Genomic DNA, 22,854 nt, shown 5'->3' with positions numbered 1-22,854 from the left:
TGGGCGCACGGCAGGATACGCGGAATCCACATGAGGAACCCGCAGTCGGGCACGACCCTATCGGTCCCGCCGCTCGTGCACGTGCAATCACGCGTTCTCCAGCGGTCACCGATCCGGACCGGCACGCGGCGGAGAGGCTCAGACCCGTGAACGGCGCTGCTGGCGGGCGGTCGTGTACAGGCACACCGCGGCCGCCGTGGCCAGATTCAGGCTTTCGGCCCCGCCGTAGATGGGGACGCTGACCGCTCCGTCGGTGAGGCGGACCGTCTCCTCCGGCAGGCCCCAGGCCTCGTTGCCGAAGACCCAGCCGACCGGCCCGTCGAGGTCCCCGCCGTCGGCGGCGGTGTGCAGGTCGCGGGGGCCGCCGCCGTCGGCGGCCCACACGGCGGCCCCGCGTTCGCGCAGGAAGTCCACGGCCCGGCCCACCGGGACGCCGACGACCACCGGCAGGTGGAAGAGGCTTCCGGCGGAGGCGCGCACGCACTTGCCGTTGTAGGGGTCGACGGAGGCGTCGGTGAAGACGACGGCGTCGGCACCGGCCGCGTCGGCGGTACGCAGGACCGTGCCGGCGTTGCCCGGGTCGCGCACGTGCGAGAGCACGGCCACCAGGCGGACGTCGCCGACCTGTTCGAGGGGGACGTCGACGAAGGCGCAGACCGCGATGATCCCCTGGGGGGTCACGGTCTGCGCCAGCTCCGACATGACGTCGAGGCTGACCGTGTGGGTGGGGACGCCCAGCGCGCGGGCGGCGTCCCCCAAGTCGATGTGGCGCCGCATGGCCTCCGCCGTGGCGTAGACCTCGACCACACCCGGGGCGGCCCCCTCACGGGGCCGCCCAGCGCCGTCGGTGGCGGCGAGGGCCTCCCTCACCGCCTGCGGCCCCTCCGCGAGGAAGCGCCGCTCCCGCTGGCGGAAGGTGCGTTTGGCGAGCCGCCGAACCCCCTTGATCCTGGGTGAGCGGATACTCGTGAACTCGTGGCCCGCCATCGCGCAGTCCCGGCGTCAGGCCGCGTTGGCAGCGGGGAGGGCCTGCTTGGCCTTCTCCACCAGGGCGGCGAACGCGGCCTCGTCGTTGACCGCCAGCTCGGCGAGCATACGGCGGTCGACCTCGATACCGGCCAGCTTCAGGCCCTGCATGAGACGGTTGTAGGTCAGGCCGTTGGCGCGGGAGGCGGCGTTGATGCGCTGGATCCACAGACGACGGAACTGCCCCTTGCGGTCCTTGCGGTCCCGGTAGGAGTAGGTCATCGAGTGGAGCATCTGCTCCTTGGCCTTGCGGTACAGGCGCGAACGCTGACCGCGGTAACCGCTGGCGCGGTCGAGGACGACCTTGCGCTTCTTCTTGGCGTTGAGAGCCCGCTTCACGCGTGCCACTGTGACTCCCTCGTTCGTGTGTTCCGGCGCGCGCGGCGCGCCGACCGGCCCGGCTCAGGCGAGCCCGGCGGCCGCGATGGCTTGGGGTGGTTCTCCTGCGGCCGTCACCGCTGGGGCACGCACGGCGTGCGACACGGGCGGCGGCGGGAGAAGGGGGCGGCTACTTGCCGAGGAGCTTCTTGATGCTCTTGGTGTCCGCGGGGGAGAGCACCGCCTCGTTGCTCAGCTTGCGCTTGCGCTTGGAGGTCTTGTGCTCAAGGATGTGGTTCTTGTTGGCACGGCGGCGCATGATCTTGCCGGAACCGGTGACCTTGAAGCGGTCCTTGGCTCCACTGTGGGACTTGTTCTTCGGCATGTCGCCGTCGTCTCCTACTCCGTCTGCGCACCACCCTCGGGCGGTGCGATCGTTGCTCTGGCGTTCCCGGCACACCGCTCGCGCGGTGCTTGCCGGGCCTTCGCGCACAGCCCTGCCCACCACCCGGTTCCCGTTCCCACGGCGACCGGGCGGTGGGGGACCTCCCCTGGCGCCGCTACGCCTGCTCGCGCTGTCGGCGGCGGGGCTTGTCCCCTGCCGCGGCACGGGCCTCGGCCTTGTGCTCGGACCGCCGCTTGTGCGGGCCGATCACCATGACCATGTTGCGGCCGTCCTGCTTGGGCTGGGACTCGACCATGCCAAGATCCTGGACGTCCTCGGCCAGACGCGCCAGCAGCCTGCGGCCGAGTTCGGGCCGGGACTGCTCGCGCCCGCGGAACATGATCGTCACCTTGACCTTGTCCCCGCCCTTGAGGAACCGAACGACGTGACCCTTCTTGGTCTCGTAGTCGTGCGGGTCGATCTTCGGGCGGAGCTTGATCTCCTTGATGATCGTGTTCGACTGGTTCTTGCGCGACTCGCGCGCCTTCACCGCGGACTCGTACTTGAACTTGCCGTAGTCCATCAGCTTGGCGACCGGAGGGCGAGCGGTCGGCGCGACCTCGACGAGGTCGAGGTCGGACTCCTGCGCCAGACGCAGTGCGTCCTGCACGGAGACGATTCCGACCTGCTCACCGTTGGGTCCGACGAGACGGACCTCGGGCACCCGGATGCGGTCATTGATGCGGGGCTCGGCGCTGATGAGACCCCTCCCTAGCTTTCTCGGATTACCTGGGACCGGCCGCCCGCCAGGCGGAGGACGGCCTCTCGGTCCGGGGGCCGAGTCCGTCGGACCCCGGACCGCGTCGGGGTCCGCCGAAAAGCGAAAACCCCGCCAGCGTGTGCAAGCGGGGCGATCCGACCGAGCCGTGCGGACGAGGGGCGCTGCGCGCCGGAGTGCGCGAGGGCACTCGACGGACAGGACGCGGCGCTCGTTCGCCGTGGACCTGGACCCGCGCGAGCCGCGCCCGGCGGGTGGGAGGATCATCTCCGCTTGCGGACCCGGTGCGAAGACCGGATCAAGTCGATACGCCTCTCACTCTACCATTACGCGCGGGCCGATCGGTCACCGCGCGGGGACCCGCGCCCGGCGGGCCAGTTCGGCCTCCCCCGCGGCGCGCACCGCACCCACCGCCTCGGCGGGAACGTCCTCGGCCCCGGTCATCATCCGGACCTGGGCAACCGCCTGGTGCAGCAGCATCGGGAAGCCGCCGACCACGCGCCCGCCCCGGCCAGCCACCGCGTCTGCGGCCGCAGTGGGCCAGGGCGCGTAGACGACGTCGAAGAGGTCCGCACGGGAGGCGGCCAGCGGCCCGGTGTGGGCGTCGGCCGCCCCGGAGGGCAGCGAGGACACGACGAGGTCCGTGTCCAGGTGCTCGCCGAGGGCCGAGAGCGGCTCGATCCGCACCGGGTGGCCAAGCCGGTCCGCCGCCTCGGCGACCACACCGGCGCGCGCGGTGTCGCGGGCCAGCACGGTGACCGGCGCGGTGGTGCCCATCCGGACCAGCGCGGCCAGCGCGGAGGCCGCCGTGGCACCCGCGCCGAGGATGACCGCCTCGCGCGGCGCGCCGATCCCGGCCTCGGTGAGGGCCTCGGCGATCCCCTCCACGTCGGTGTTGTCGGCGTGCCACCCGCCGCCCCGGCGGACCAGGGTGTTGGCCCCGCCCACGGCCCGGGCCAGCTCGGTGGAGGTGTCGGCCAGCTCCAGTGTCCTGCGCTTCAAGGGCATGGTCAGGGAGAGCCCCGCCCACTCGGGCCCCAGCCCGGCCACGAAGGCGGCGAGACGGTGCTCGCCGCACTCGTGCATCCCGTAGGACCAGCCCTCCAGCCCCATCGCCGCGTAGGCGGCGTTGTGCAGGACCGGTGAGAGCGAGTGGGCCACCGGAGAGCCCAGGACCGCGGCGCGCACCGGCGCCCCCTTTCCCTACCAGTTGTCCCTGTTCTCGGCGACCATCGCGTTGTGGTCGTCCAAGTTGCTGGTGAACCCGGTCTCTCCGGTCTCGGGGTTGATGAGCGCGAAATAGAGGTAGTCCACATCGGCCGGGGCCAGGGCGGCCTCCATGGCGGACCTGCCGGGCGCGACGTAGGGACCGACCGGCAGCCCGGTCTGGCCGTAGGTGCCGTAGTCGCCCGGGTCGTTCTCACACTCGGTCTTCTGCTCGGGGGTCAACGCGAGGCCGTGGGTGCCGAGCTGGTAGAAGCAACTACTGTCCATCTGGAGCGGCATACCGAGCTCCAGACGGTTGTGCACCACCGCGGAGATGTTGGGCATGTCCTCCTCGCGGCCGGTCTCGGCCTGGACGATTGAGGCGATCGTCACCATCTCGTTGGCGGTGTAGCCGAGTCCTTCGGCCTTCCCCTCGATGTCCACGTCCGCCGCCACCTGGTTGAACTGGTTGACCATGGTGCGCAGGATCTGGTTGGCGCTCGTACCGGCGGCGAACTGGTAGGTCTCGGGGAACAGGTAGCCCTCCGGGCCGGCGGTGGCGTACTCGGGCAGCCCCAGCGCGTCGGTGTCGGCGTAGGCGGCCTCGAAGTCCTCCTCGCTCAGGCCCGTCTGCTCGGCGAGCCGCACGAACATGTCCTCGGCCCGCAGGCCCTCCGGGATCGTGATCCGGCCGCCCAACTGGCTGTTGGGGTCGAGCAGGATCGCCACGGCGCTCTCCCCGCTCATGCTCTGGGCCAGGGAGTAGGTGCCGGGGACGACCCCGCTCCCCGCGGCGTCGAGCGCGTTGAGGAACGCCCGCTCACTGGCCACCACCCCGGCGTCCACCAGGGCCTCGGCGACCGAGGAGCCGCTCTGGCCCTCCTCGACCGTGAAGACGACCTCTCCGGTGCCCTCGCCCTCGAAGTCCTCGGGGAAGAGGTAGCCCATCGCGAGGTAGCCGCCGCCACCGATCACGACGATCAGGGCGAGGACCAGCAGGATCCGCATGCCGCCCCCCTTGCGCTTTCCGCCCCGGCCCCCGCCGGAGCGCTTGGCCCGCTGCGCCTGCTTCAACTGCTTGCGCTTGCTGCGGCTGCCGTAGTAGGCGTCAGCGATGTCGTCGAGGGCGGGCTCCTCGTAGTCGTCGTAGCCCTCCTCGAACTCCTCCGGCTCGGGCTCGCGCCGGCCGCGTCTGCGCCGACCGCCCCGGCGGCCGGAGGGAGCCTCGTCGGGGGCGGAGCGCCGCCTCCGACCGCCGCCGCGACGGCGCGGGGGCTCCTCCTCGGCAGGGGCGGACTCGTAGCCGTCCTCGTAGTCGTCGTAGCCCTCCTCGGGCTCCGGTTCCGGTTCCGGCTCCGGGGCGGGAGCCGCGGAGTACCCGGGCAGGGGCAGCGAACCGGTGTCGGAGCTGAGACCGCCCCGCTCCGGGGGCTCCTCGTCGACGGGGCCGCGCCTGCGGCGACCGCCGCGTCGGCCCTGGGGCTCCTCGGGCCCCGGCGGGGCCTGCCGCTCGTCCTGCTGCGGGCGGGCCCGCCTGCGGCCGCCGCCGCGGGGGGCGCGGTCGGGGTCGACCACGGAGAACGCTCCGGTGTCGGCCGACCTGTTGACCCCGGGGAAGGAGGCCGAGTCGAAGATCCCGCTGTCCTCGGGGACGTCGGAGAGGAAGCCGCCCTCCTCGTCCGGGCTGCGCCTGGCGCGCTTGCGGCGGCCGCCGCGTCGGCCCGAGGGCTCCTCGGCCCGCTGGTCGGGCTCCTCCTCGGGGCGTGCGCGACGGGCGCGGCGCGGCGGCTCCTCGGGGGCGTCCACGGGCCCGGCGTCCTCCTCGGGGCGGGCACGACGGGCGCGGCGCGGCGGCTCCTCCGGCGGAGGGGGCTGCGTGCGCGGGGCGGCGGGCGGGGCGGCCTGCCCGCCCATGTTCGCCAGGGCGTTCAGCGCGTCCTGTGTGGGATCGGGGGCCGCGCCCCCCGGGTGCCGGGGGCGCCCGCCGCCCGAGCGCGCGGCCCTGCCGCCCCTGAGGGCGTCGGCGGCACCACCGCGGCGCTGCGGCTCGGCCGGGGGCTCGGGCCTGCGGCGGCGTCCGCCCTGGGCGCCGGGACCGGGGTAGCCACCGCCGGGCTCGTCCCGGGGGTCCGGTTCGGGGCGGGCGCGGCGCCCACGCGAGGGCGTGGGGCCGCTGAGCGGGTCGTAGTCGTATCCGCTCCCACGTCCGCGGTAGGGATCGCCGGAGTAGTCATCCCTGTCGTTCATGATTCTCCCTGGCTGGAGCGGACGATCTCGCCCGGGGGGTGGCTTGTTGACCGTTCCTGGTCCAAGGTGCTCTGCAAGAGCACGGTGGCGGCCGCCTGGTCGATCACGGACCGGCGGGCCCGCCCGCCCCGGGCGCCCTTCTTGCCGAAGGAGGCTCCCGAGAGCAACTGCGCCTGGGCCGCGACGGTGGTGAGCCGTTCGTCGACCAGGCGGACGGGGACGGGCGCGAGGATCCGGGCCAGGGCGGTGGCGAACGCGCGCGCCGAGCGCGCGGCCGGGCCCTCCTCGCCGGAGAGCGAGGCGGGGTAGCCCACGATGACTTCCCGTGCCTGGCGTTCGACGACCAGTTGGGCGATGCGGTGGGTGTCGCCCCTGCCCCGTCGGACGGTCTCCACAGGGCTGGCGAGCATACCGCTCGGATCACTGACGGCGACCCCGATGCGCGCGTCACCGGGATCGATCGCCAAGCGCACACCGTGTCTCAAGGCCGTCTCTCCCCTGGACGGGGGACGGCGCTTTGGCGGGCCGCACCGGTGACGGCGCGGCACCGCGGTGGGAAAATCCTCAGCACGGTGGTCCTGTTCGTCGGCTGGATCGCGGGAATCTCCGCTTGGTCAGCCACCTGATCGGCTGTGACGCGCCACAGTATGCCCGATTCGGTGACTGTGTGCAGCTTGGCAGGTGATCGCCGGTCCCGCCACGGGCCGCCGGACCGGCATCGACCGCCCTGCTCGGGCGGCGGTCCGGGAAACTCACGTTGTCTGTCCGAGTGTAAGCCACCGACGTGGGATGTCCGGGCGTTCTGTTTCCTGCGGGAGTGTACCGCTACGTCCGTGCCCCGGGGTGGCGCCGCCCGAACCAGGGCCCGGGGCGGGTGCGGGACCGTCCGTTCCGCGCCCGCCCCGGGTCCGCCGTCCTCAGGAGGCCGCGACGCGCGCCTCGACGGCGCGCAGGGCCTCGTCCACCTTGCCCGGGTCGCTGCCGCCGCCCTGGGCGATGTCGGGCTTGCCGCCGCCACCGCCGCCGAGCGCGCGGGCCGCGATGCCGACCAGCTCACCGGCCTTGATCCCGGCCTTCTGCGCGGCCTTGTTCACCGCGATCACCACGACCGGGCGGCCCTTGGGCACCGAGGTCAGGGCGACGACGGCCGGCCCGTCCTCGCCGAGGCGGCCGCGCACGTCCGTCACGAGCCTGCGCAGGTCGTCCGGGGCGGCACCGTCGGGTGCCGGGGCGGCGACCACGAGGGCGGAGCCGTGGCGGCGCGCGCCGTCGGCGAGGGGGCCCGCGGCCTGGAGCACCTGCTCCGCGCGCAGCTTCTCGATCTCCTTCTCCGCGGCCTTGAGTCGGGCGACCATCGTCTCGACCCGCTCGGGCAGCTCCTCGCGCGGCGTCTTCAACTGCTCGGAGAGCTGGCCGACCAGGGCCGACTCCTTGGACAGACGGCGGAAGGCGTCGACGCCGACGGCGGCCTCGACCCGGCGCACGCCCGACCCGACGGAGGACTCGCCCAGGAGCTTGACGATGCCGAGCCTGCCGGTGGAGCCCACGTGGGTGCCGCCGCACAGCTCGACGGAGTAGTCGCTCATCTCGACCACGCGGACGCGGTCGCCGTACTTCTCGCCGAACATGGCCAGGGCGCCCATGCTCAGCGCCTCGTCCAGGCTCTTCTCCTCGGTCCGCACCTGGATGTCGCCGGACAGGACGTGGTTGACCTCCTCCTCGACCTCGGCGAGACGGCCCGCGCCCAGTTGTTCGTCGGCGGTGAAGTCGAAGCGCAGGTGGCCGGGGCGGTTCTCCGAGCCGGCCTGGCCCGCCGACGGGCCGAGCGCGTTGCGCAGGGCCGAGTGGATGAGGTGGGTGGCCGAATGGGAGCGCTCGATCGCCTGGCGGCGGCCGGTGTCGATCTCCGCGTGCACGGTGTCGTCCAGGACGACCTCGCCGGAGCGGACGGTGCCGCGGTGCACGAACAGGCCGGGCAGGGGCTTCTGCACGTCCTCGACGTCGACGACGCCGCGCCCGTCGGCGGTGAGCGTCCCGGTGTCGGCGAGCTGGCCGCCGCTCTCGGCGTAGAAGGGGGTGCGGTCCAAGACGATCTCGACCGCGTCCCCGGCGCGCGCCACCGGGGCGGAGGCGCCGTCGACGACGATGCCGCGCACGCGCGCCTCGCCCTCGGCGTCGGTGTAGCCGAGGAAGTCGGTCGCCCCGGCACCCTCCAGAATCCGCGCGTACAGGGAGACGTCGGCGTTGCCGAGCTTCTTGGCCTTGGCGTCGGCCTTGGCGGTCTCGCGCTGGCGCTGCATGAGTTCGCGGAAGGCGCCCTCGTCCACGGTCAGCCCCTGCTCGGCGGCCATCTCCAGAGTGAGGTCGATGGGGAAGCCGTAGGTGTCGTGGAGCTGGAAGGCGTCGGATCCGGAGAAGACGGTGCCGCCCTCGGCACGGGTGCGCTCGGCCGCCTTGCCGAACAGGGCGGTGCCCGCGCGCAGGGTGTCGGCGAAGTTGCGCTCCTCGGCGTCGATGACGCCGTGGACGACCCCGGCCTTGTCCACCAGGTCGGGGTAGATGTCCTTCATCGCGTCGATACTGACGTCGGTCAGCTCGTGCAGGAAGAGGGTGTCGCTGTCGCCCGAGAGCAGGCGGAGGTTGCGCACGGACCGGCGCAGGATGCGGCGCAGGACGTACCCGGCCTTCTCGTTGCCGGGCTTGACGCCGTCAGAGACGAGCATGACGGCGCTGCGCACGTGGTCGGCGACCACGCGGAGCATGACGTCGTGGCCGCGGTCCACGCCGTAGCGCGTGCCGGTGAGCTCGGCGGCCCGGTGCAGGATCCGGCCCATGATGTCGGTCTCGTAGATGTTGTCGACACCCTGGAGGACGGTGGCCAGACGCTCCAGGCCCATGCCGGTGTCGATGTTCTTCTTGGGCAGTTCGCCGAGGATCGGGAAGCCGCCCTTGCCGCTGCCCTCGCCCCGCTCGTACTGCATGAAGACGAGGTTCCAGATCTCGATGTAGCGGTTGTCGTCCGCCTCTGGTCCGCCCTCGGCGCCGTAGGCCGGGCCGCGGTCGTAGAAGATCTCCGAGCAGGGGCCGCAGGGGCCGGGCACGCCCATGGACCAGTAGTTGTCGGCCATGCCCATGCGCTGGATTCGCTCGGGGCGCACGCCCACCTTGTCGCGCCAGATCGCGGCGGCCTCGTCGTCGTCGAGGTAGACGGTCACCCACAGCTTCTCCGGGTCGATGCCGAACCCGCCGTCGGCGACCGGTGTGGTGAGCAGCTCCCACGCCAGCGGGATCGCCCGCTCCTTGAAGTAGTCGCCGAAGGAGAAGTTGCCGAGCATCTGGAAGAAGGTGGCGTGCCGGGAGGTCTTGCCGACCTCCTCGATGTCGATGGTGCGGATGCACTTCTGGACGCTGGTGGCGGTGGGGTACTCGGGTGTGCGCTGGCCGAGGAAGTACGGCTTGAACGGGACCATGCCTGCGGGCACCAGGAGCAGGGTGGGGTCCTCGGCGATCAGGCTTGCCGAGGGGACGACGGTGTGTCCGTTCTTCTCGAAGAAACCGAGGAAGCGGCGCGCGATCTCTGCCGTCTCCATTGATGCCCTCCCGTGCTTGGCCGCGCCGCCCGCGGCGGCACGGGGTCCCCGGCCGGGACCGTGTTGTGGGCGCGCTCACGGGTCGGCACGCGATGAAGGTGGCCGCGCCCGCGCGGCGCGCGTGGTCGTGCGGTGGCCGCCGGGCCCGCTCTGGTGACGACGGCGGCGGCCGTCTCGTTGTTCCCAGGCTATCGCCGCCGGGCACCGCGCGGGTCCGCTCCGTGCCCTACCGCTGCGGCAGGCGGCCCGGCCCGTACCCCGGCGGGAGCGGGTGGCCCCCGGCAGGTGTCGGGGGCCTGTCGTAGTACCGGCCGGTGGCCGGGAGGGCGGCGAGGATGGCGCAGGCGAGGGTGAAGAAGAACGGGTACCTGCCGAGCGGGGGCGCCTCCCCGCTCGCGTCCGCGACGAGGGGCATGTTCCAGAGCAGGAGCACCAGGGCCAGGATGTGGAAGGCGAGGACGGACCACCGGACGGCCGGGTGGCGCCGTCCGGCCACGAGGGCGAGTACGAGGGAGGTCACACCGTAGACGCCGGTGGCCAGGGGGAACACGAAGTTGGAGGGTACCCCTTCCTCGATCGCCATGAAGCCGAAGAGGACGGTGATCGGCAGGGCGGCCGTGGCTCCGATGAACATGAGGACGCGCAGGGTGAGTGCGGTGCCGGGCATCCTTCCGGCGGCGGGCCCTAGGCGGCGGCCGACGCGTGGGGCGGCGGGTGTCCGAACGGCGTGGGCGCCGGGGACAGCATCCGTGGAGGGGCCGGTCGGCCGAGGGGCGGCTGGTTCGGGGGGTTCGGGTCCACTGGGGGCCTTTCCGCGACAAGGGAATCGAACACCCGGGCACTACACAGTGCCCATGAAAAGACACGAAAAGTCCTGTTCGGGGATGCGAAGGGGCCGGCACCGCCGTCGGCCCCGCCTCGGCCGCTAGTAGCCCGCAGGGTAGAGAGGCACGGACGGCCGGGTGTAGAAGGCGCGCGCCGGTTCCAGGACCATGAACACGATCATGCCGATCGTGAACAGCAGCGGGACGACCGATCCCAGGCCGCCGGAGCCCACGAACGCCAGCAGGGTCAGCGCGGCCAGGGCCTGGAAGACCACCACCGACCACAGGACCACGGGGCTGCTGCGGCCCATGAACGAGGCGAGCACGAGGGAGAGCACGCCGTAGACGAACGGGATCGCGCCGAGGACACCGAAGACCAGCGCGCCCTCTCCGGCGGTGAGCACCAGGCCCTGTTCCCGGAAGGCGTCCGTGGCGCCCCGGCTGAACTCGCCCTCGCCCGTGAGCGACGCGGCCAGGGCCCAGAACAGGAGGGCCGCGAGCACCCCGCACGCGCCGCCGATGAACATCAGGACGCGGACGGTGACGACCGTTCCCGGCATCCGGTCCGGGACCGGCTGGTAGGGGGCGTATCCCCGGTGGAAGGCACCGGCGGGCGGTGGGCCGTAGCCCTGCGGCGGGTGCGGGCCCGAGGGCGGCGGGCCGTACGGGTAGGGGCCGCCCGGAGGCTGCTGCGGGTTCATCGTGGCTCCTCGGCGGTGCGGGGATGGTCTGCCCAACCTATGAGGACAACCCCCTCGTGGACAATGGGACGCCCAATCATGGCCAAGGCGACAACCGCGTCCTTGGGCGCATCACCCAAGGACGGGGATGCGGAGATCACCGCGGACTAATCGGGTTCGCGGCGCCCGCTGGGAAGGGCGCGCCCCCTCTTGGGCGCGTAGCGCTCCGCCAGCTCGGCCTCCCGGGCGCGGACCTCGTCGGCCAGGTCCTCGTTGAACTCGCGCAGGGCGCCCCGGTACTCGCTGACGCGGCCCTCCACCCGCGCGGCCAGCCCTCCGGGGGCGAGGGCGCGGCGGGCGCGGTTGACCCGGTGGACGGCGTACCCGCCCAGGGCGGCGCCGGCGGCGAGGTAGAACAGCTTGCCGATCACCGGCGTTCCCTCCGCCTGCGGCCGCGCACCAGCGCCAGGGTCCGGCGTTGCCCCATGACCCGCCGGACCCCGTAGGTGAGCGAGGCCGCCTTCACCAGCGGCCCGGTGACCACCGAACGCGTGAGCGCCGTCACCGTGGAGACGTCCTCGGAGGTGGACCGCACGTTGGCGGTGATCTCCTCGACGCGCTCCAGCGAGGTGTTGGTGCGCTCGACGGTGGAGGCGACGTCCTCCAGCAGCGGCGGGGTCCGTTCACCCACTTCCGAGACCACCTTGGTGGCCGCGTTGATGAGCGAGATGAGTTTGACGAGCGCCACGCACATGAACGTGGCCAGCACCGCCCAGACCACCGCGGCGACGAGCGCGGCGACCTCTCCTGCGGTAAGCATGCGGGCTCCGTGGGCAGATCGAGGGTGGCTTCGAGGGTGTGCACCGGTCGGGAGACTTCCGGGTTTCGGCTGACCCTATCGCGTTCGGCGGCCCTCCGAGCGGGGGCGGCGCGTCGCCCGGCCCCATGAGCGGATCACGGGTTGGTCACCATGGAGTCGATTCTCGCCCCGAAGGGATCGACGCCGCTCCTCCGGTTCGCGAGAATCACTATCAAGTGGGATCTTCACTACGATGTCTGGACACTCCGCAGTCCCCGCCCCCAGAAGCACCGACAGGACCCGCATGAGCCCTCGGCCTCCCAAAGAGATCTCCGTACTGGTACCACCGGACCTGGCTCCTCTATACCCGGACGACCCGGAAAGGGTCGGACCCTATCTGGTCCTCGGCCGCCTGGGTCAGGGGGCCACAGGCACCGTCTACGCCGCCGTGGACCCGTCCGCGACCGGCGACCGGCTGGTCGCCGTCAAGCTGCTCATCGCTCCCGAACTGGAGTCGCCCGAGGTCTTCCCGGAACTGGAGCGGCGGCTGCGCGCCCTGTCGGGCGTGGACCCCGAGCACGTGGTCGTACCGGTGTCCTTCGACAGCGACGCCAACCCGCCGTGGCTGGCCATGCCCTATGTCGGCGGGCAGCGCCTGTCGCACTACATCACCAAGCGCAACGGTCTGGGCAGGGGCAAGCTCATCGCCCTGGCCACCGGTCTGGCCGAGGGGCTGTCCGCGCTGCACGCGCGCGGGGTCTCCCACGGGTCCCTGCGCCCCAGCGACGTGGTGGTCGAGTCGCACGGACCGCACATCATGGAGTGCGCGGTCACGGCCTCACCCGAGCGCATGCGCGGCTCGGGGGCCACCTGGCTGAGCCCCGAGCGCCACCGCGGCGGTCCGGCCAGCCCGGCCTCGGACGTGTTCGCCTGGGGGGCCATCGTGGCCTTCGCCGGAACGGGGCGGCTGCCCTTCGGCACCGGGGAGCCCGACGAGATCGCCACACGCGTCTCCCGGGGGCTCTTCGACCTCGACGGGCTGGACCCGGAACTGCGCCCGGTGGTGTCCCGCGCACTGGACCCGGACCCGAACCGCCGGCCGAGCCTGCCGGAGGTGATCGGCGCGGTCATCGCCGCCTGGCAGGCGGGCGGCGACGGCGGCCTGGAGGAGTCCCCCGACCGTGCCGAGCTGATCGGCCTGCTCAAGCGCGAGTGGGACGCCGCCGAGCCCCCCGCACGCGTACCCGAGGTGGTCCGTCTGGAGGGCCACCTGTCGAGGAGCCGTCCCACCCGGGCCCTGTTCATGTCCGGAGCGCTGCTGCTCGCCCTCACCCTGGTCGGGGGCGGCGTGTGGGCCCTGTCGCAACTGCTCGGCGGGGAGGAGGATGCCCCTGCCGGGGACGTCGCCGACGAGGTGTCCGAGCCCCCGGTCGAGGAGTCCCCGAGTGAGGAGGCCCCGCTGACCGTGATCGCCCGGTTCGACCCGGCCGAGCAGGAGTCCCCCGCGGAGGGCCCGTGGGTGTACACCCCCGTGGGCCGCGACGACGAGCCCGTCCGGGGCCAGGGCATCCCCACCCACGCCGAGTGGGCCGAGCAGTGGGAGGCGTCGGGTACCCCGCAGGAGGCCGTCATCGCGGAGGACGCCGAGGTGCTGTGCGCGAAGTTCTGCGCCGCCCCCGACCACATCTTCCTGGACGTGGAGGGCCGGGGCACGTGGGAGCTGACCGGTGCCGACTTCATCGACTACCTCTCGTGGGGCCCCGTGATGATCGTGGAGGTCACCTTCAGCGAGCAGCAGGAGGACGGCGGCCCCCGCGAGATCGTGGAGATCACGGAGCTGTTCACGGACTGACCCCGCGCAGGACCTCCTTGATCCGCCTCAGGACCTCGCCGAACCGGCGTTCGGCTCCGTGGCTGGTGGGGCGGTAGTACTCCCGCCCCTCCAGCCCGGCGGGGGCGTACCTCTGGGGGGCGACCCCGCCGGGGAAGTCGTGCGCGTACAGGTAGCCCTCGCCGTGGCCCAGGTCTGCGGCGCCCTTGTAGTGGGCGTCGCGCAGGTGTGCGGGGACCGATCCCGCCCCGCCCGCGCGCACGTCGGCCACGGCCGCGTCGATGGCGCTGATCACGGCGTTGGACTTGGGGGCCAGACTGATGTGGACGACCGCCTGGGCGAGGTTGATGCGCGCCTCGGGCATGCCGATGAGCTGCACCGCCTGGGCGGCGGCGACGGCCGTCTGCAGGGCGGTGGGGTCGGCCATGCCCACGTCCTCGCTGGCGTGCACCACGATGCGGCGGGCGATGAACCGGGGGTCCTCCCCCGCCTCGATCATCCTGGCCAGGTAGTGCAGGGCGGCGTCGGGGTCGCTCCCGCGCATGCTCTTGACGAACGCGCTGACGACGTCGTAGTGCTGGTCGCCCGAACGGTCGTAGCGGACCGCGTGCCGGTCGACGGCGCGTTCGACGTGGGCGGCGGTGACGGTCACGGGTTCGGGCCCGGGCGGCCCCGCCACGAGGGCGGCGGCCTCCAGATAGGTCAGTGAGCGGCGGCCGTCGCCCCCGGACAGGCGGACCAGGTGGTTGGTGGCCCCGCCGTCGAGGGTGTACCGGCCGGCCAGACCCCGTTCGTCGGTCAGCGCCCGCTCCAGCAGGGCGCGCACGTCCGACTCCTCCAGCGACTCCAGGGACAGCAGCAGCGAGCGCGACAGCAGCGGGCTCACAACGGAGAAGAAGGGGTTCTCGGTGGTGGCCCCGATGAAGCTGACCCAGCGGTTCTCCACGGCCGGGAGCAGGGCGTCCTGCTGGGTCCTGCTGAACCGGTGCACCTCGTCGACGAACAGCAGTGTCCGGGTGCCGTGCATGCCCATACGGCGCCGCGCCTCGTCGATGACGGCGCGTACGTCCTTCACCCCCGCGCTGACTGCGGACAGTTCGACGAAGCGGCGGCGGGTGACGCGGCTGACCACGGTGGCCAGGGTGGTCTTGCCGGTGCCCGGCGGGCCCCATAGGAACACTGACATGGGGGCGTCGTCCTCGACCAGGCGGCGCAGCGGGCTGCCCTCGCCCAGGAGGTGGCGCTGGCCCACGACCTCGTCCAGTGTGCGGGGGCGCATGCGTACGGCCAGCGGTTCCTGCCCCTTGGCGGCCTCGGCCCCGGCGTCGTCGAAGAGTGTGTCGGACACCCGTCCAGGGTAGGGCCGCCCCGTGTCCCCTCGGTCCCGCCGGTTCAGGCCGCGGGGCCGACGGCCGTGTCGTCGTCGAGCATGCGGGTGATGAGCAGGGCGATGTCGTCGCCCCGTCCCGCGGGGGCCGCCTCCGCCAGGATGTCGGCCGTCTCCTCGGGGTCCTCCCCGTGTTCGGCCAGCGCTTCGCCGACCCGTGCCAGGCCGTCCGGCATGGGCGTGCGCGCGCTCTCCACGAGGCCGTCGGAGCACATCAGCAGGGTCGCGCCCGGGGCGAGGCCACGGGTGCTGACGGGGTAGTGGCTGTCGGGCAGGACCCCCAGCGGCGGTCCGGTCTCGGGCTCCCACAGTGTGTAGTCGCCCTTGGTGGCGATGACGACCGGGGGCTGGCCCGCCCAGGCGGCGTGCATGATGCCGGTCGAGCGGTCCAGGACCAGGTATCCGCAGGTGGCGAAGACGATCTCGCCGGTCTCGGTGAGCAGGCGGTTGGTCTCGGCCAGGACCGCTCCGGGGTCGGCCTGGTTGGTGGCGTAGGCCCGCAGGGCCACCCGGATCTGGCCCATGGCGGCGGCGGCCTCCACTCCGTGGCCCTGGACGTCGCCGACGAGGAGCCCGACCCGGTTGCCGGGGAGTTCGACGACGTCGTAGAAGTCGCCGCATATGCGCCAGTCGGCCCGGGAGGGCAGGTACTTGGTGGCGATGACCAGGTCCGGGAAGGTGGGGACCTGGCGCGGCAGCATGCGGCGCTGGACGGCGTCGGCGAGTTCGAGTTCGGCCTGCTGTGCCTTGATGCGCTGCAGCGCTTGGCCCGCGAGCCCGGCGAAGGTGAGCATGAGGGCACGCTCGTCGCGGGTGGCGTGGTGGGGCCGGTCCCAGGTCATCTGCCAGGCTCCGAGGGCCTCTCTGCCGTCGCCGAAGATCGGGACGACCGCCCAGGCCTGGCCGCGTGTACCGTCCATGTACCACTCGGCGTCGGGGAAGCGGCTGGCGAGTTCGGCCCGGCTCTCGAAGAAGCGGGGCAGGCGGTCCTGGATGACCGCGGCCGCGGGCAGGTCGGTGCCCTCGGCCCGGAGGCCGTCGAAGGAGGCGTCCCGGTCGCGCGCTCGGGCCGAGGTGTGGAGGAGGCCGTCCTGGACGTAGAGCGCGGTGGCACCGATACCGCCGAAGACCGGCGGGAACTCCTCGCTCAGCAGGTCCATGACGTCGTCCGCGGCTGTGGCGGAGACGAGTTTGGCCGACAGTTCGGTGACGAGGCGGCCGTGCTCGGCCTCGGTGCGGCGGCGGTGGGCCAGGCGGCGGACCAGTTGGACGTGTTCGGTGACGTCGTCGACGATCCCGACGAACCGGTCGGGCCTGCCCGGGACGTAGCGGGCGCGTACGTGTACGGAGCGCTCGTCGCCGAGCAGGTCGAAGACGCGGAAGCGCTGTTCGTAGTCGCGGCCGCCCTGGGCGACCGCCACGGCGGCGGCGACGCGGGCGGCGTCGTCGGGGTGCACCCGTTCCAGGATGTGCTCCACCTGGCGCTCCTCGCCGAACAGGAGGGCGCCGAAGGGGGTGGGGCCGAACAGTTCGCTCATCCGGCCGGTGTCCGCGTCCAGGGTCCAGAGCACGGAGTCGGAGTTGTCCGTGCGCAGTTCACCGACCGCACGCAGGTCCGCCTCCTCGACGGACAGGACGTGCAGGAGCACGACCACGGCGCCGTCGGGGACGGGGGCCCGGCGCAGTTCCGCTTCCACGGGGAGGGGGCGGGAGGCGGCGGGCGCCAGGCGCAGGCGCAGGCGGTCACCGTGGTGCCCGGCCAGGACCCGGCCGTGCGCACGGGAGGCCTCCGACGCGTCGTCGGCCTCCAGGAGGTCGAACCACACCCGCCCGGTGGGGTCGGCACCCACCAGTTCGGTGAAGGCCAGATTGGCGTGCAGGACCGAGCCGTCGCTCCGGGTGAGAGCCATCGGTTCGGGGGCGTGGGAGAACGCCGTCACGAGCGCGTTCTCGGAGCCGTCGCCTGCGGCGCGTTTTCCGTTCACGTATGACTCAGCCTCGTATCGTCTCGGATGTCACACCCGCGCCCGGGAACGGACGTCTCCGGACGGTGTCCAGGCGCGCTGCGGGGGTGTGGCCTTGGATATGCGTGTCCGGCCGGGGATCGGCCACAGGGTCACGGTGCACCTGGTCGGCCGGTGCGGGGGTAGGCGGGGAATACCGCCCCGGATGCGATTTCAGCCACCCCGGACGGCGGATCGTTACGCCGGCGTGACGTTTCGGCGCACAATGCACTCCGTCGCCGTTCCCGAACACGAAGGCGGGGACCACCAATACAGCGCGACCTTTGCGGGAAGGCATGAACCGCGGTTCGTCAGGGGTGATTCGCCCCAACCGTAGGGTATGACGCCCTCCACCGCATCCGCGACAGACCCTCGTGACCGCATTCGGCCTTGAGGGATCTGCATTGCAGTGCAATATCCGGAGAATCACCCAATGACCGAATAGGGACCTCTAAAAGTCCCATCATCACAAGAGGGCAGCCCGAAAATTCGATGTTTTCAGGACCGGAACACGACGCGGGGCCGTGGCACACTGGTGCCACGGCCCCGCCTGCGGGGAGCCCGCTCCCCGTCTACGGTCCATCCCCGCGTCCACGGGGTCCGGGGTCCGTTCCGACTACTTCTTCCGGGCCTCGGGCGGCAGGACGGTGCGGATGTGCACGTCGCGCAACTGCTGGTCCGAGACCTCCGAGGGCGCGCCCATCATCAGGTCCTGGGCGTTCTGGTTGAGCGGGAACGCGATGGTCTCGCGGATGTTGGGCTCGTCGGCCAGGAGCATGACGATCCGGTCGATGCCGGGCGCGATACCGCCGTGCGGCGGCGCACCGAACTTCAGCGCCCTAAGCATGCCGCCGAACTCGGCCTCCACCGCCGCCTTGTCGTATCCGGCCAGGTCGAAGGCGCGGTACATGATCTCGGGCGAGTGGTTCCGGATCGCGCCCGAGGACAGTTCCACACCGTTGCAGACGATGTCGTACTGCCAGGCGAGGATGTCCAGCGGGTCCTGCGTCTCCAGCGCCTCCATCCCGCCCTGCGGCATGGAGAACGGGTTGTGGCTGAAGGCGACGTCCCCCTGCTCGTTGATCTCGAACATCGGGAAGTCGACGATCCAGCAGAAGCGGTAGGCCTTCTCCTCGAAGTGGCCCGCCCTTCGGCCAGCCTCGACCCGCACGGGGGCCATGATGCGGTTGATCTCCGCCTCGTCCTCGCTCGCGCAGAAGAACAGACCGTGGCCGGGGCCCGCGCCCAGCGCCTCCAGGAGTTCGTCGGACACCTCGGTGACGAACTTGGCGATGGGGCCGCTGAGCTCACCGCTCTCCCCGACCTTGAGCCAGGCCAGGCCCTTGGCGCCCTGCTCGACCGCGTAGTCGCCGATCCCGTCGAAGAACTTGCGGGGCTGGCCGCCGACCCCGGGCACCGCCAGCGCGCGCACCCTCTTGCCCGCGAAGGCGCGGAAGTCGGTCTTGTCGAAGATCGCGGTGACGTCCACCATCTTCATGGGCACGCGCAGGTCGGGCTTGTCGGTGCCGTACCACTGGAGTGCGTCGCGGTAGGCGATGCGCGGGTAGGGGGAGGTGATCTCCCACCCATGCGAGAACTCCCGGAAGACGTCGGTCATCACCTTCTCGATGACCTCGAAGACGTCCTCCTGCTCGACGAAGCTCATCTCCACGTCGAGCTGGTAGAACTCACCGGGCGAGCGGTCGGCGCGGCTGTCCTCGTCGCGGAAGCAGGGGGCGATCTGGAAGTAGCGGTCGAACCCCGAGACCATCAGGAGCTGCTTGAACTGCTGCGGCGCCTGGGGCAGGGCGAAGAAGCGCCCCGGGTGCAACCGCGAGGGCACCAGGAAGTCGCGGGCGCCCTCCGGGCTGGAGCTGGTGAGGACGGGCGTCTGGAACTCGTTGAAGCCCAGGTCCGTCATCCTCTGGCGGATGGAGGCCACCACCTGCGAGCGGAGCATGACGTTGCGGTGCATGCGCTCGCGGCGCAGGTCGAGGAAGCGGTAGGCCAGGCGGCGCTCCTCCGAGGTGTTGTCCTCGGGGAAGACCGTGAGCGGCAGCTCCTCGGTGCTCCCGAGGACCTCCAGCTCCGAGGCCTGGAGCTCGATCCCGCCGGTGGGCAGGCCGGGGTTGACGTTGTCGCCGCTGCGCGCCGCGACCTCGCCGGTGACCCGGATCACCGTCTCCTTGGGCAGTCGGCTGAGCTGCTCGAACACCGGGGACTCGGGGCGCGCCATGAGCTGGGTCACGCCGTAGTGGTCGCGCAGGTCGACGAAGAGCAGACCACCGAGATCACGGCGGTTGTGCACCCAGCCCGCGAGGCGCACCTGCTGCCCGACGTGCCCCTCGCGGAGCTGACCACACGTATGAGTCCTGTAACGATGCATTGAGTACCAAGTCCACTAAATACACGGCTGAGCGGGGGCGCCGGGCACCCCCGGAAGCGGGCCCGGCCGGGGGCACGGCACGCCCTTCGAACATCTGGAATCCTACCGCCAACACCGCGGCCGGACCCCACGGTTCCCCCGGTCCGCTCCGCAGCGGGCCCGCCCTGTTCAGGAGGAGAGGCCCCGCAGGTAGGGGTTGGTGGCCCGCTCGCGTCCGACGGTGGTCGCGGGGCCGTGGCCGGGCAGGATCTGGGTGTCGTCACCGCGCCCGAGGACAGCCGAGGCGAGGCTGGCGCCCATCGCGTCGGGGTCCCCACCGGGGAAGTCGGTGCGGCCGATGGAACCGGCGAACACGAGGTCCCCGGCCAGCAGGACCGGCGGCTGGTCGCCGCGGGCGGGCAAGTGGTAGACGACCGAACCCGGGGTGTGGCCGGGGGTGTGCTCCACCGTGAACTCCAGACCGGCGAGGGCGAGGACATCGCCGTCGGACACTTCGGCCAGGTGCTCCGGCTCGCTGAACGGGCCCGGACCGAGCAGGGCGGAGAGCTGCACCGCGAACCCCGGGGAGACGCCCGCGGCGGGCTCGGTGAGCAGGCCGCGGTCCGCGGCGTGCAGGTGCACCGGCACGCCCCGCCCGTCGGCCACCTCCGCCGCCGACCACACGTGGTCGAAGTGCCCGTGGGTGAGCAGTACGGCCCCAGGGGTGAGGCCGTACTCGGACAGCACCTTGTCGACCTGTCCGGCGGCCTCCTGGCCGGGGTCGACGATGACGCAGTCGCCGTCGGCGGCGGGCGCGAGCACGTAGCAGTTCGCGGCTAGGGGGCCGCTGGGAAGGGCGACGATGAGCACGCGGTCGTCTCCTGTGGTCGGGTTCGGGTGGCGGACCGGTGGGGGCCGTTCCAGCACGATACCCAGGCCGGGACGGGCACGGCACCGCCGGGACCGGGCGGAAAGCGGCCGGATCCGTTACGGGAGAGGGTCTTTGGTCACCATTCGATCACCGCACTGGTCGGGCCTCTTTGCCAAACCGCGCGGTAATGCCATATTGGTCACCGGTGCCGTGTGCGCCGCGTCCGCCGACCTGCGCCTTTCCGCGGCGGGTCCCGGCCCGGCCGGCACACGGGGACGCCACCGCGGAAGCGATGATCTGCGAAGAACGCGAACCACGGCGTGGCGCGTGCGCACCGGTTCGCACTGAATACGGTGTATTCCATCACCAGGCGTACAGCGCCGCGACGCCCCGAACCCGACCACGGCCGGGCTCATGACAGCAGGAGGACACGGTGACCACGGACCCTTGGGGCCGCGTAGACGACGACGGCACGGTCTACGTGCGCACGAGCGAAGGCGAGCGGGTCGTCGGATCGTGGCAGGCGGGGGAGCCGGAGGAGGCTCTGGCCTTCTTCCGCCAGAAGTACGACGCGCTGGTCACCCAGGTGGAGCTGCTGGAGAAGCGGCTCCGCAGCACGGACCTGTCCGGCGGCGCCGCGATGTCCAGCATCTCCAAGCTGCGCTCACAGGTCGAGGAGGCCAACGCCGTCGGCGACCTGGACGCGCTGTCCCGACGCCTGGACGCGCTCTCCGGGCGCGCCGAGGAGCGCAAGGTCGAACAGAAGCAGGCCCAGGAGCAGGCCCGCGGACAGGCCCGCGAGATCAAGGAGCGCATCGTCGCCGAGGCCGAACGGGTCGCGGTCGAGACGACGCACTGGAAGACCGGCGGCGAGCGGATGCTCCAGCTCATCGAGGAGTGGAAGAAGGCCCCCAGGGCCGACCGGCCCACCGAGCAGGCGCTGTGGAAGCGGATGTCGGCGGCGCGCAACTCCTTCTCCAAGCGGCGCAAGGCCTACTTCGCCGGCCTGGACCAGCAGCGCGAGGAGGTGCGGGCCGAGAAGGAGCGCATCGTCGCCGAGGCCGAGGCGCTCTCCTCCTCCGAGGAGTGGGGCCCCACCGCTCGGGCCTACCGCGACCTGATGCAGCGGTGGAAGAGCAGCGGACGGGCCGACCGGGCCAGCGAGGACCGGCTGTGGGCGCGTTTCAAGGCGGCCCAGGACCGGTTCTTCGACGCCCGCAACGCGGTCTTCGCTGAGCGCGACGCCGAACTGCGGGTCAACGCCGACGCCAAGGAGCGGATCCTGGCCGAGGCCGAGGCGGAGATCTCCGCGATCTCCGACCCGCGCCGGGCCCGCTCGCGGCTACGCGACTTCCAGGAGGCCTGGGAGGAGGCCGGAGAGCTGCCGCGCGACGTGCGTGACCAGTTGGAGGGCTCCTTCCGGCGCATCGAGGAGAACGTGCGCCGCGCCGAGGACGCCGAGTGGGAGCGGACCAGCCCCGAGGCCCGGGCCCGCGCCCAGGCGACGGTGGACCAGCTTTCGTCGGCGATCGGCTCACTGGAGGCCAAGCTGGAGAAGGCCCGTGAGCGCGGCGACGCCCGCCGGATCAGGGAGCACGAGGACGCCCTGGCGGCCCGCCGCTCCTGGCTGGCCGAGGCGGAGAAGGCGCTGAGCGAGCTGAGCTGACGGTACTCCGCCGGATGGTCCGCCCCTGCTCCGTGGAAGCCGCTAGCGGCGCGTGTGCAGGTGGTAGACGACCGCTCCGGGTTCGGCGGCCGGCTCCGGGGGCTCTTCGGCGGAGCCACCGGGGCCGCTCTCCCCGGGCCCCTCAGGGCCCGGCCCCCGGCTGCGGCGGCGCCGGAGGAGGAGGCCCGCGGTGGCGGCCGCGGCGAGTACGGCTCCCCCCGCGCCGCCGGCCGCCCACACCAGGGGGAACGGTGTGCGGACCGTGTGCCGGGTGGAGGAGCAGGCAGCCAGGGCCGCCTCGGGGGCGGGCCTCAGGCAGACCGTGGCGGCGGACCGCCCGTCGTCGGGGACGGCGACGACCTCGCCCGTGACCTCGATGGCGGCCCGCTCCCCCGGGCCGAGCGGAACGGCCCACTCCACGCGGTCCCCCTCCACAGCGGGGTCGGACGAGGCGGAGACGAAGCCGACCTCCGGTGGCAGGAACTGGACCGCCCGCGCCTCGGGCAGGTCCCGGCCGCCGGAGTTGCGCATCCGGATCGTGTACGCGACCCGGTCACCCTCCTCCAGCGGCTCTGCCGTGTCGGCCGCCACGACCACGTGCAGCGTCCCGGCGCCGGGGACGACCTCCCCCCGGTCCTCCCCCTGCGCGGCCGCGTCCGGAGGGGCCGCGAGCACGGCGGACAGGAACGCCAGCCCCACGGCGGACAGTGCCGTGCGCACGGCCATGGCAGACCCCCTCCGACAACCCGGATCATTACTTTGGGTACAGGATATGAACCCCGGAGTGATGTTTCCAGTGCCGGGAGGCCCGCACGACGTGAACTGCTCCCCGGAAGTCGGACCGGTAGTTGAGAGGCTAGGCCACGAGGGCCTGAGCC

At 72.3% G+C, this 22,854-nt stretch carries 19 protein-coding genes; 2 read left to right on the top strand and 17 right to left on the bottom strand.

Going from position 1 to position 22,854, the window contains the following annotated elements:
* Positions 1-138 precede the first annotated feature (138 nt).
* From ACFHWE_RS18210 to ACFHWE_RS18155, 12 genes are all read right to left on the bottom strand, one after another.
* Complete coding sequence (locus tag ACFHWE_RS18210) at positions 139-987, bottom strand: TrmH family RNA methyltransferase (protein WP_416602872.1); 849 nt, start codon at positions 985-987, stop codon at positions 139-141.
* A 15-nt stretch (positions 988-1,002) separates the two neighbouring features.
* Positions 1,003-1,374, bottom strand: coding sequence for a 50S ribosomal protein L20 (rplT, locus tag ACFHWE_RS18205; RefSeq protein ID WP_028649090.1), 372 nt, complete (start codon positions 1,372-1,374; stop codon positions 1,003-1,005).
* 160 nt (positions 1,375-1,534) lie between these two features.
* Complete coding sequence (gene rpmI, locus ACFHWE_RS18200; protein ID WP_028649089.1) at positions 1,535-1,729, bottom strand: 50S ribosomal protein L35; 195 nt, start codon at positions 1,727-1,729, stop codon at positions 1,535-1,537.
* Between the two features lie 175 nt (positions 1,730-1,904).
* Positions 1,905-2,471 carry a translation initiation factor IF-3 gene (infC, locus tag ACFHWE_RS18195; RefSeq protein ID WP_416602904.1) on the bottom strand — a complete coding sequence of 189 codons (567 nt, stop codon included), beginning with the start codon at positions 2,469-2,471 and terminating at the stop codon, positions 1,905-1,907.
* Between the two features lie 381 nt (positions 2,472-2,852).
* Positions 2,853-3,695, bottom strand: a complete 843-nt coding sequence (locus ACFHWE_RS18190) for a shikimate dehydrogenase (protein WP_416602871.1) — start codon at positions 3,693-3,695, stop codon at positions 2,853-2,855.
* Positions 3,696-3,710: 15 nt separating this feature from the next.
* Positions 3,711-5,960: an endolytic transglycosylase MltG gene (gene mltG / locus ACFHWE_RS18185; RefSeq protein ID WP_416602870.1), complete on the bottom strand. Its 2,250-nt coding sequence runs from the start codon at positions 5,958-5,960 to the stop codon at positions 3,711-3,713.
* Entirely contained in the window at positions 5,957-6,445 is a 489-nt protein-coding gene (ruvX, locus tag ACFHWE_RS18180; RefSeq protein WP_416602869.1) for a Holliday junction resolvase RuvX, read from the bottom strand. Before ruvX ends, mltG begins: the two co-directional genes overlap by 4 nt.
* A gap of 432 nt (positions 6,446-6,877) precedes the next feature.
* Positions 6,878-9,550 (bottom strand): alanine--tRNA ligase, encoded by a 2,673-nt coding sequence (gene alaS / locus ACFHWE_RS18175; RefSeq protein ID WP_416602868.1) that lies wholly within the window; start codon positions 9,548-9,550, stop codon positions 6,878-6,880.
* 226 nt (positions 9,551-9,776) lie between these two features.
* Positions 9,777-10,217, bottom strand: a complete 441-nt coding sequence (locus ACFHWE_RS18170) for a hypothetical protein (RefSeq protein WP_416602867.1) — start codon at positions 10,215-10,217, stop codon at positions 9,777-9,779.
* A 258-nt stretch (positions 10,218-10,475) separates the two neighbouring features.
* Positions 10,476-11,075, bottom strand: coding sequence for a hypothetical protein (locus ACFHWE_RS18165; protein ID WP_416602866.1), 600 nt, complete (start codon positions 11,073-11,075; stop codon positions 10,476-10,478).
* Between the two features lie 146 nt (positions 11,076-11,221).
* Complete coding sequence (locus tag ACFHWE_RS18160) at positions 11,222-11,485, bottom strand: hypothetical protein (protein ID WP_416602865.1); 264 nt, start codon at positions 11,483-11,485, stop codon at positions 11,222-11,224.
* The gene (locus ACFHWE_RS18155; RefSeq protein WP_028649080.1) at positions 11,482-11,874 is read right to left on the bottom strand and encodes a DUF948 domain-containing protein; all 393 of its coding nucleotides are present in this window, start codon (positions 11,872-11,874) and stop codon (positions 11,482-11,484) included. Before ACFHWE_RS18155 ends, ACFHWE_RS18160 begins: the two co-directional genes overlap by 4 nt.
* A gap of 283 nt (positions 11,875-12,157) precedes the next feature.
* Here ACFHWE_RS18155 and ACFHWE_RS18150 point away from each other — a divergent pair, with 283 nt between their 5' ends.
* Entirely contained in the window at positions 12,158-13,705 is a 1,548-nt protein-coding gene (locus tag ACFHWE_RS18150; RefSeq protein ID WP_416602864.1) for a serine/threonine-protein kinase, read from the top strand.
* On the opposite strand, the gene ACFHWE_RS18145 is transcribed toward ACFHWE_RS18150, so the two are convergent.
* From ACFHWE_RS18145 to ACFHWE_RS18130, 4 genes are all read right to left on the bottom strand, one after another.
* Positions 13,695-15,032 (bottom strand): replication-associated recombination protein A, encoded by a 1,338-nt coding sequence (locus ACFHWE_RS18145; protein WP_416602863.1) that lies wholly within the window; start codon positions 15,030-15,032, stop codon positions 13,695-13,697. The genes ACFHWE_RS18150 and ACFHWE_RS18145 overlap by 11 nt on opposite strands.
* Before the next feature lie 44 nt (positions 15,033-15,076).
* Entirely contained in the window at positions 15,077-17,056 is a 1,980-nt protein-coding gene (locus ACFHWE_RS18140) for a SpoIIE family protein phosphatase (RefSeq protein ID WP_416602862.1), read from the bottom strand.
* Between the two features lie 634 nt (positions 17,057-17,690).
* Positions 17,691-19,460, bottom strand: a complete 1,770-nt coding sequence (aspS, locus tag ACFHWE_RS18135; protein WP_416602861.1) for an aspartate--tRNA ligase — start codon at positions 19,458-19,460, stop codon at positions 17,691-17,693.
* A 168-nt stretch (positions 19,461-19,628) separates the two neighbouring features.
* Entirely contained in the window at positions 19,629-20,309 is a 681-nt protein-coding gene (locus ACFHWE_RS18130) for an MBL fold metallo-hydrolase (RefSeq protein ID WP_416602860.1), read from the bottom strand.
* Between the two features lie 434 nt (positions 20,310-20,743).
* On the opposite strand from ACFHWE_RS18130, the gene ACFHWE_RS18125 reads away from it, so the two are divergent.
* Complete coding sequence (locus ACFHWE_RS18125) at positions 20,744-21,976, top strand: DUF349 domain-containing protein (RefSeq protein ID WP_416602859.1); 1,233 nt, start codon at positions 20,744-20,746, stop codon at positions 21,974-21,976.
* A 42-nt stretch (positions 21,977-22,018) separates the two neighbouring features.
* Here the strand turns inward: ACFHWE_RS18125 and ACFHWE_RS18120 are convergent, their stop codons facing one another.
* Positions 22,019-22,702: a hypothetical protein gene (locus ACFHWE_RS18120; RefSeq protein ID WP_416602858.1), complete on the bottom strand. Its 684-nt coding sequence runs from the start codon at positions 22,700-22,702 to the stop codon at positions 22,019-22,021.
* Positions 22,703-22,854: the final 152 nt, after the last annotated feature.

The organism is Nocardiopsis sp. LOL_012 (genome assembly GCF_048060475.1).
GTDB lineage: Bacteria > Actinomycetota > Actinomycetes > Streptosporangiales > Streptosporangiaceae > Nocardiopsis.
The sequence above is the reverse complement of the archived record's forward strand: the minus strand, read 5'-3'. Positions and strand labels throughout refer to the sequence as shown.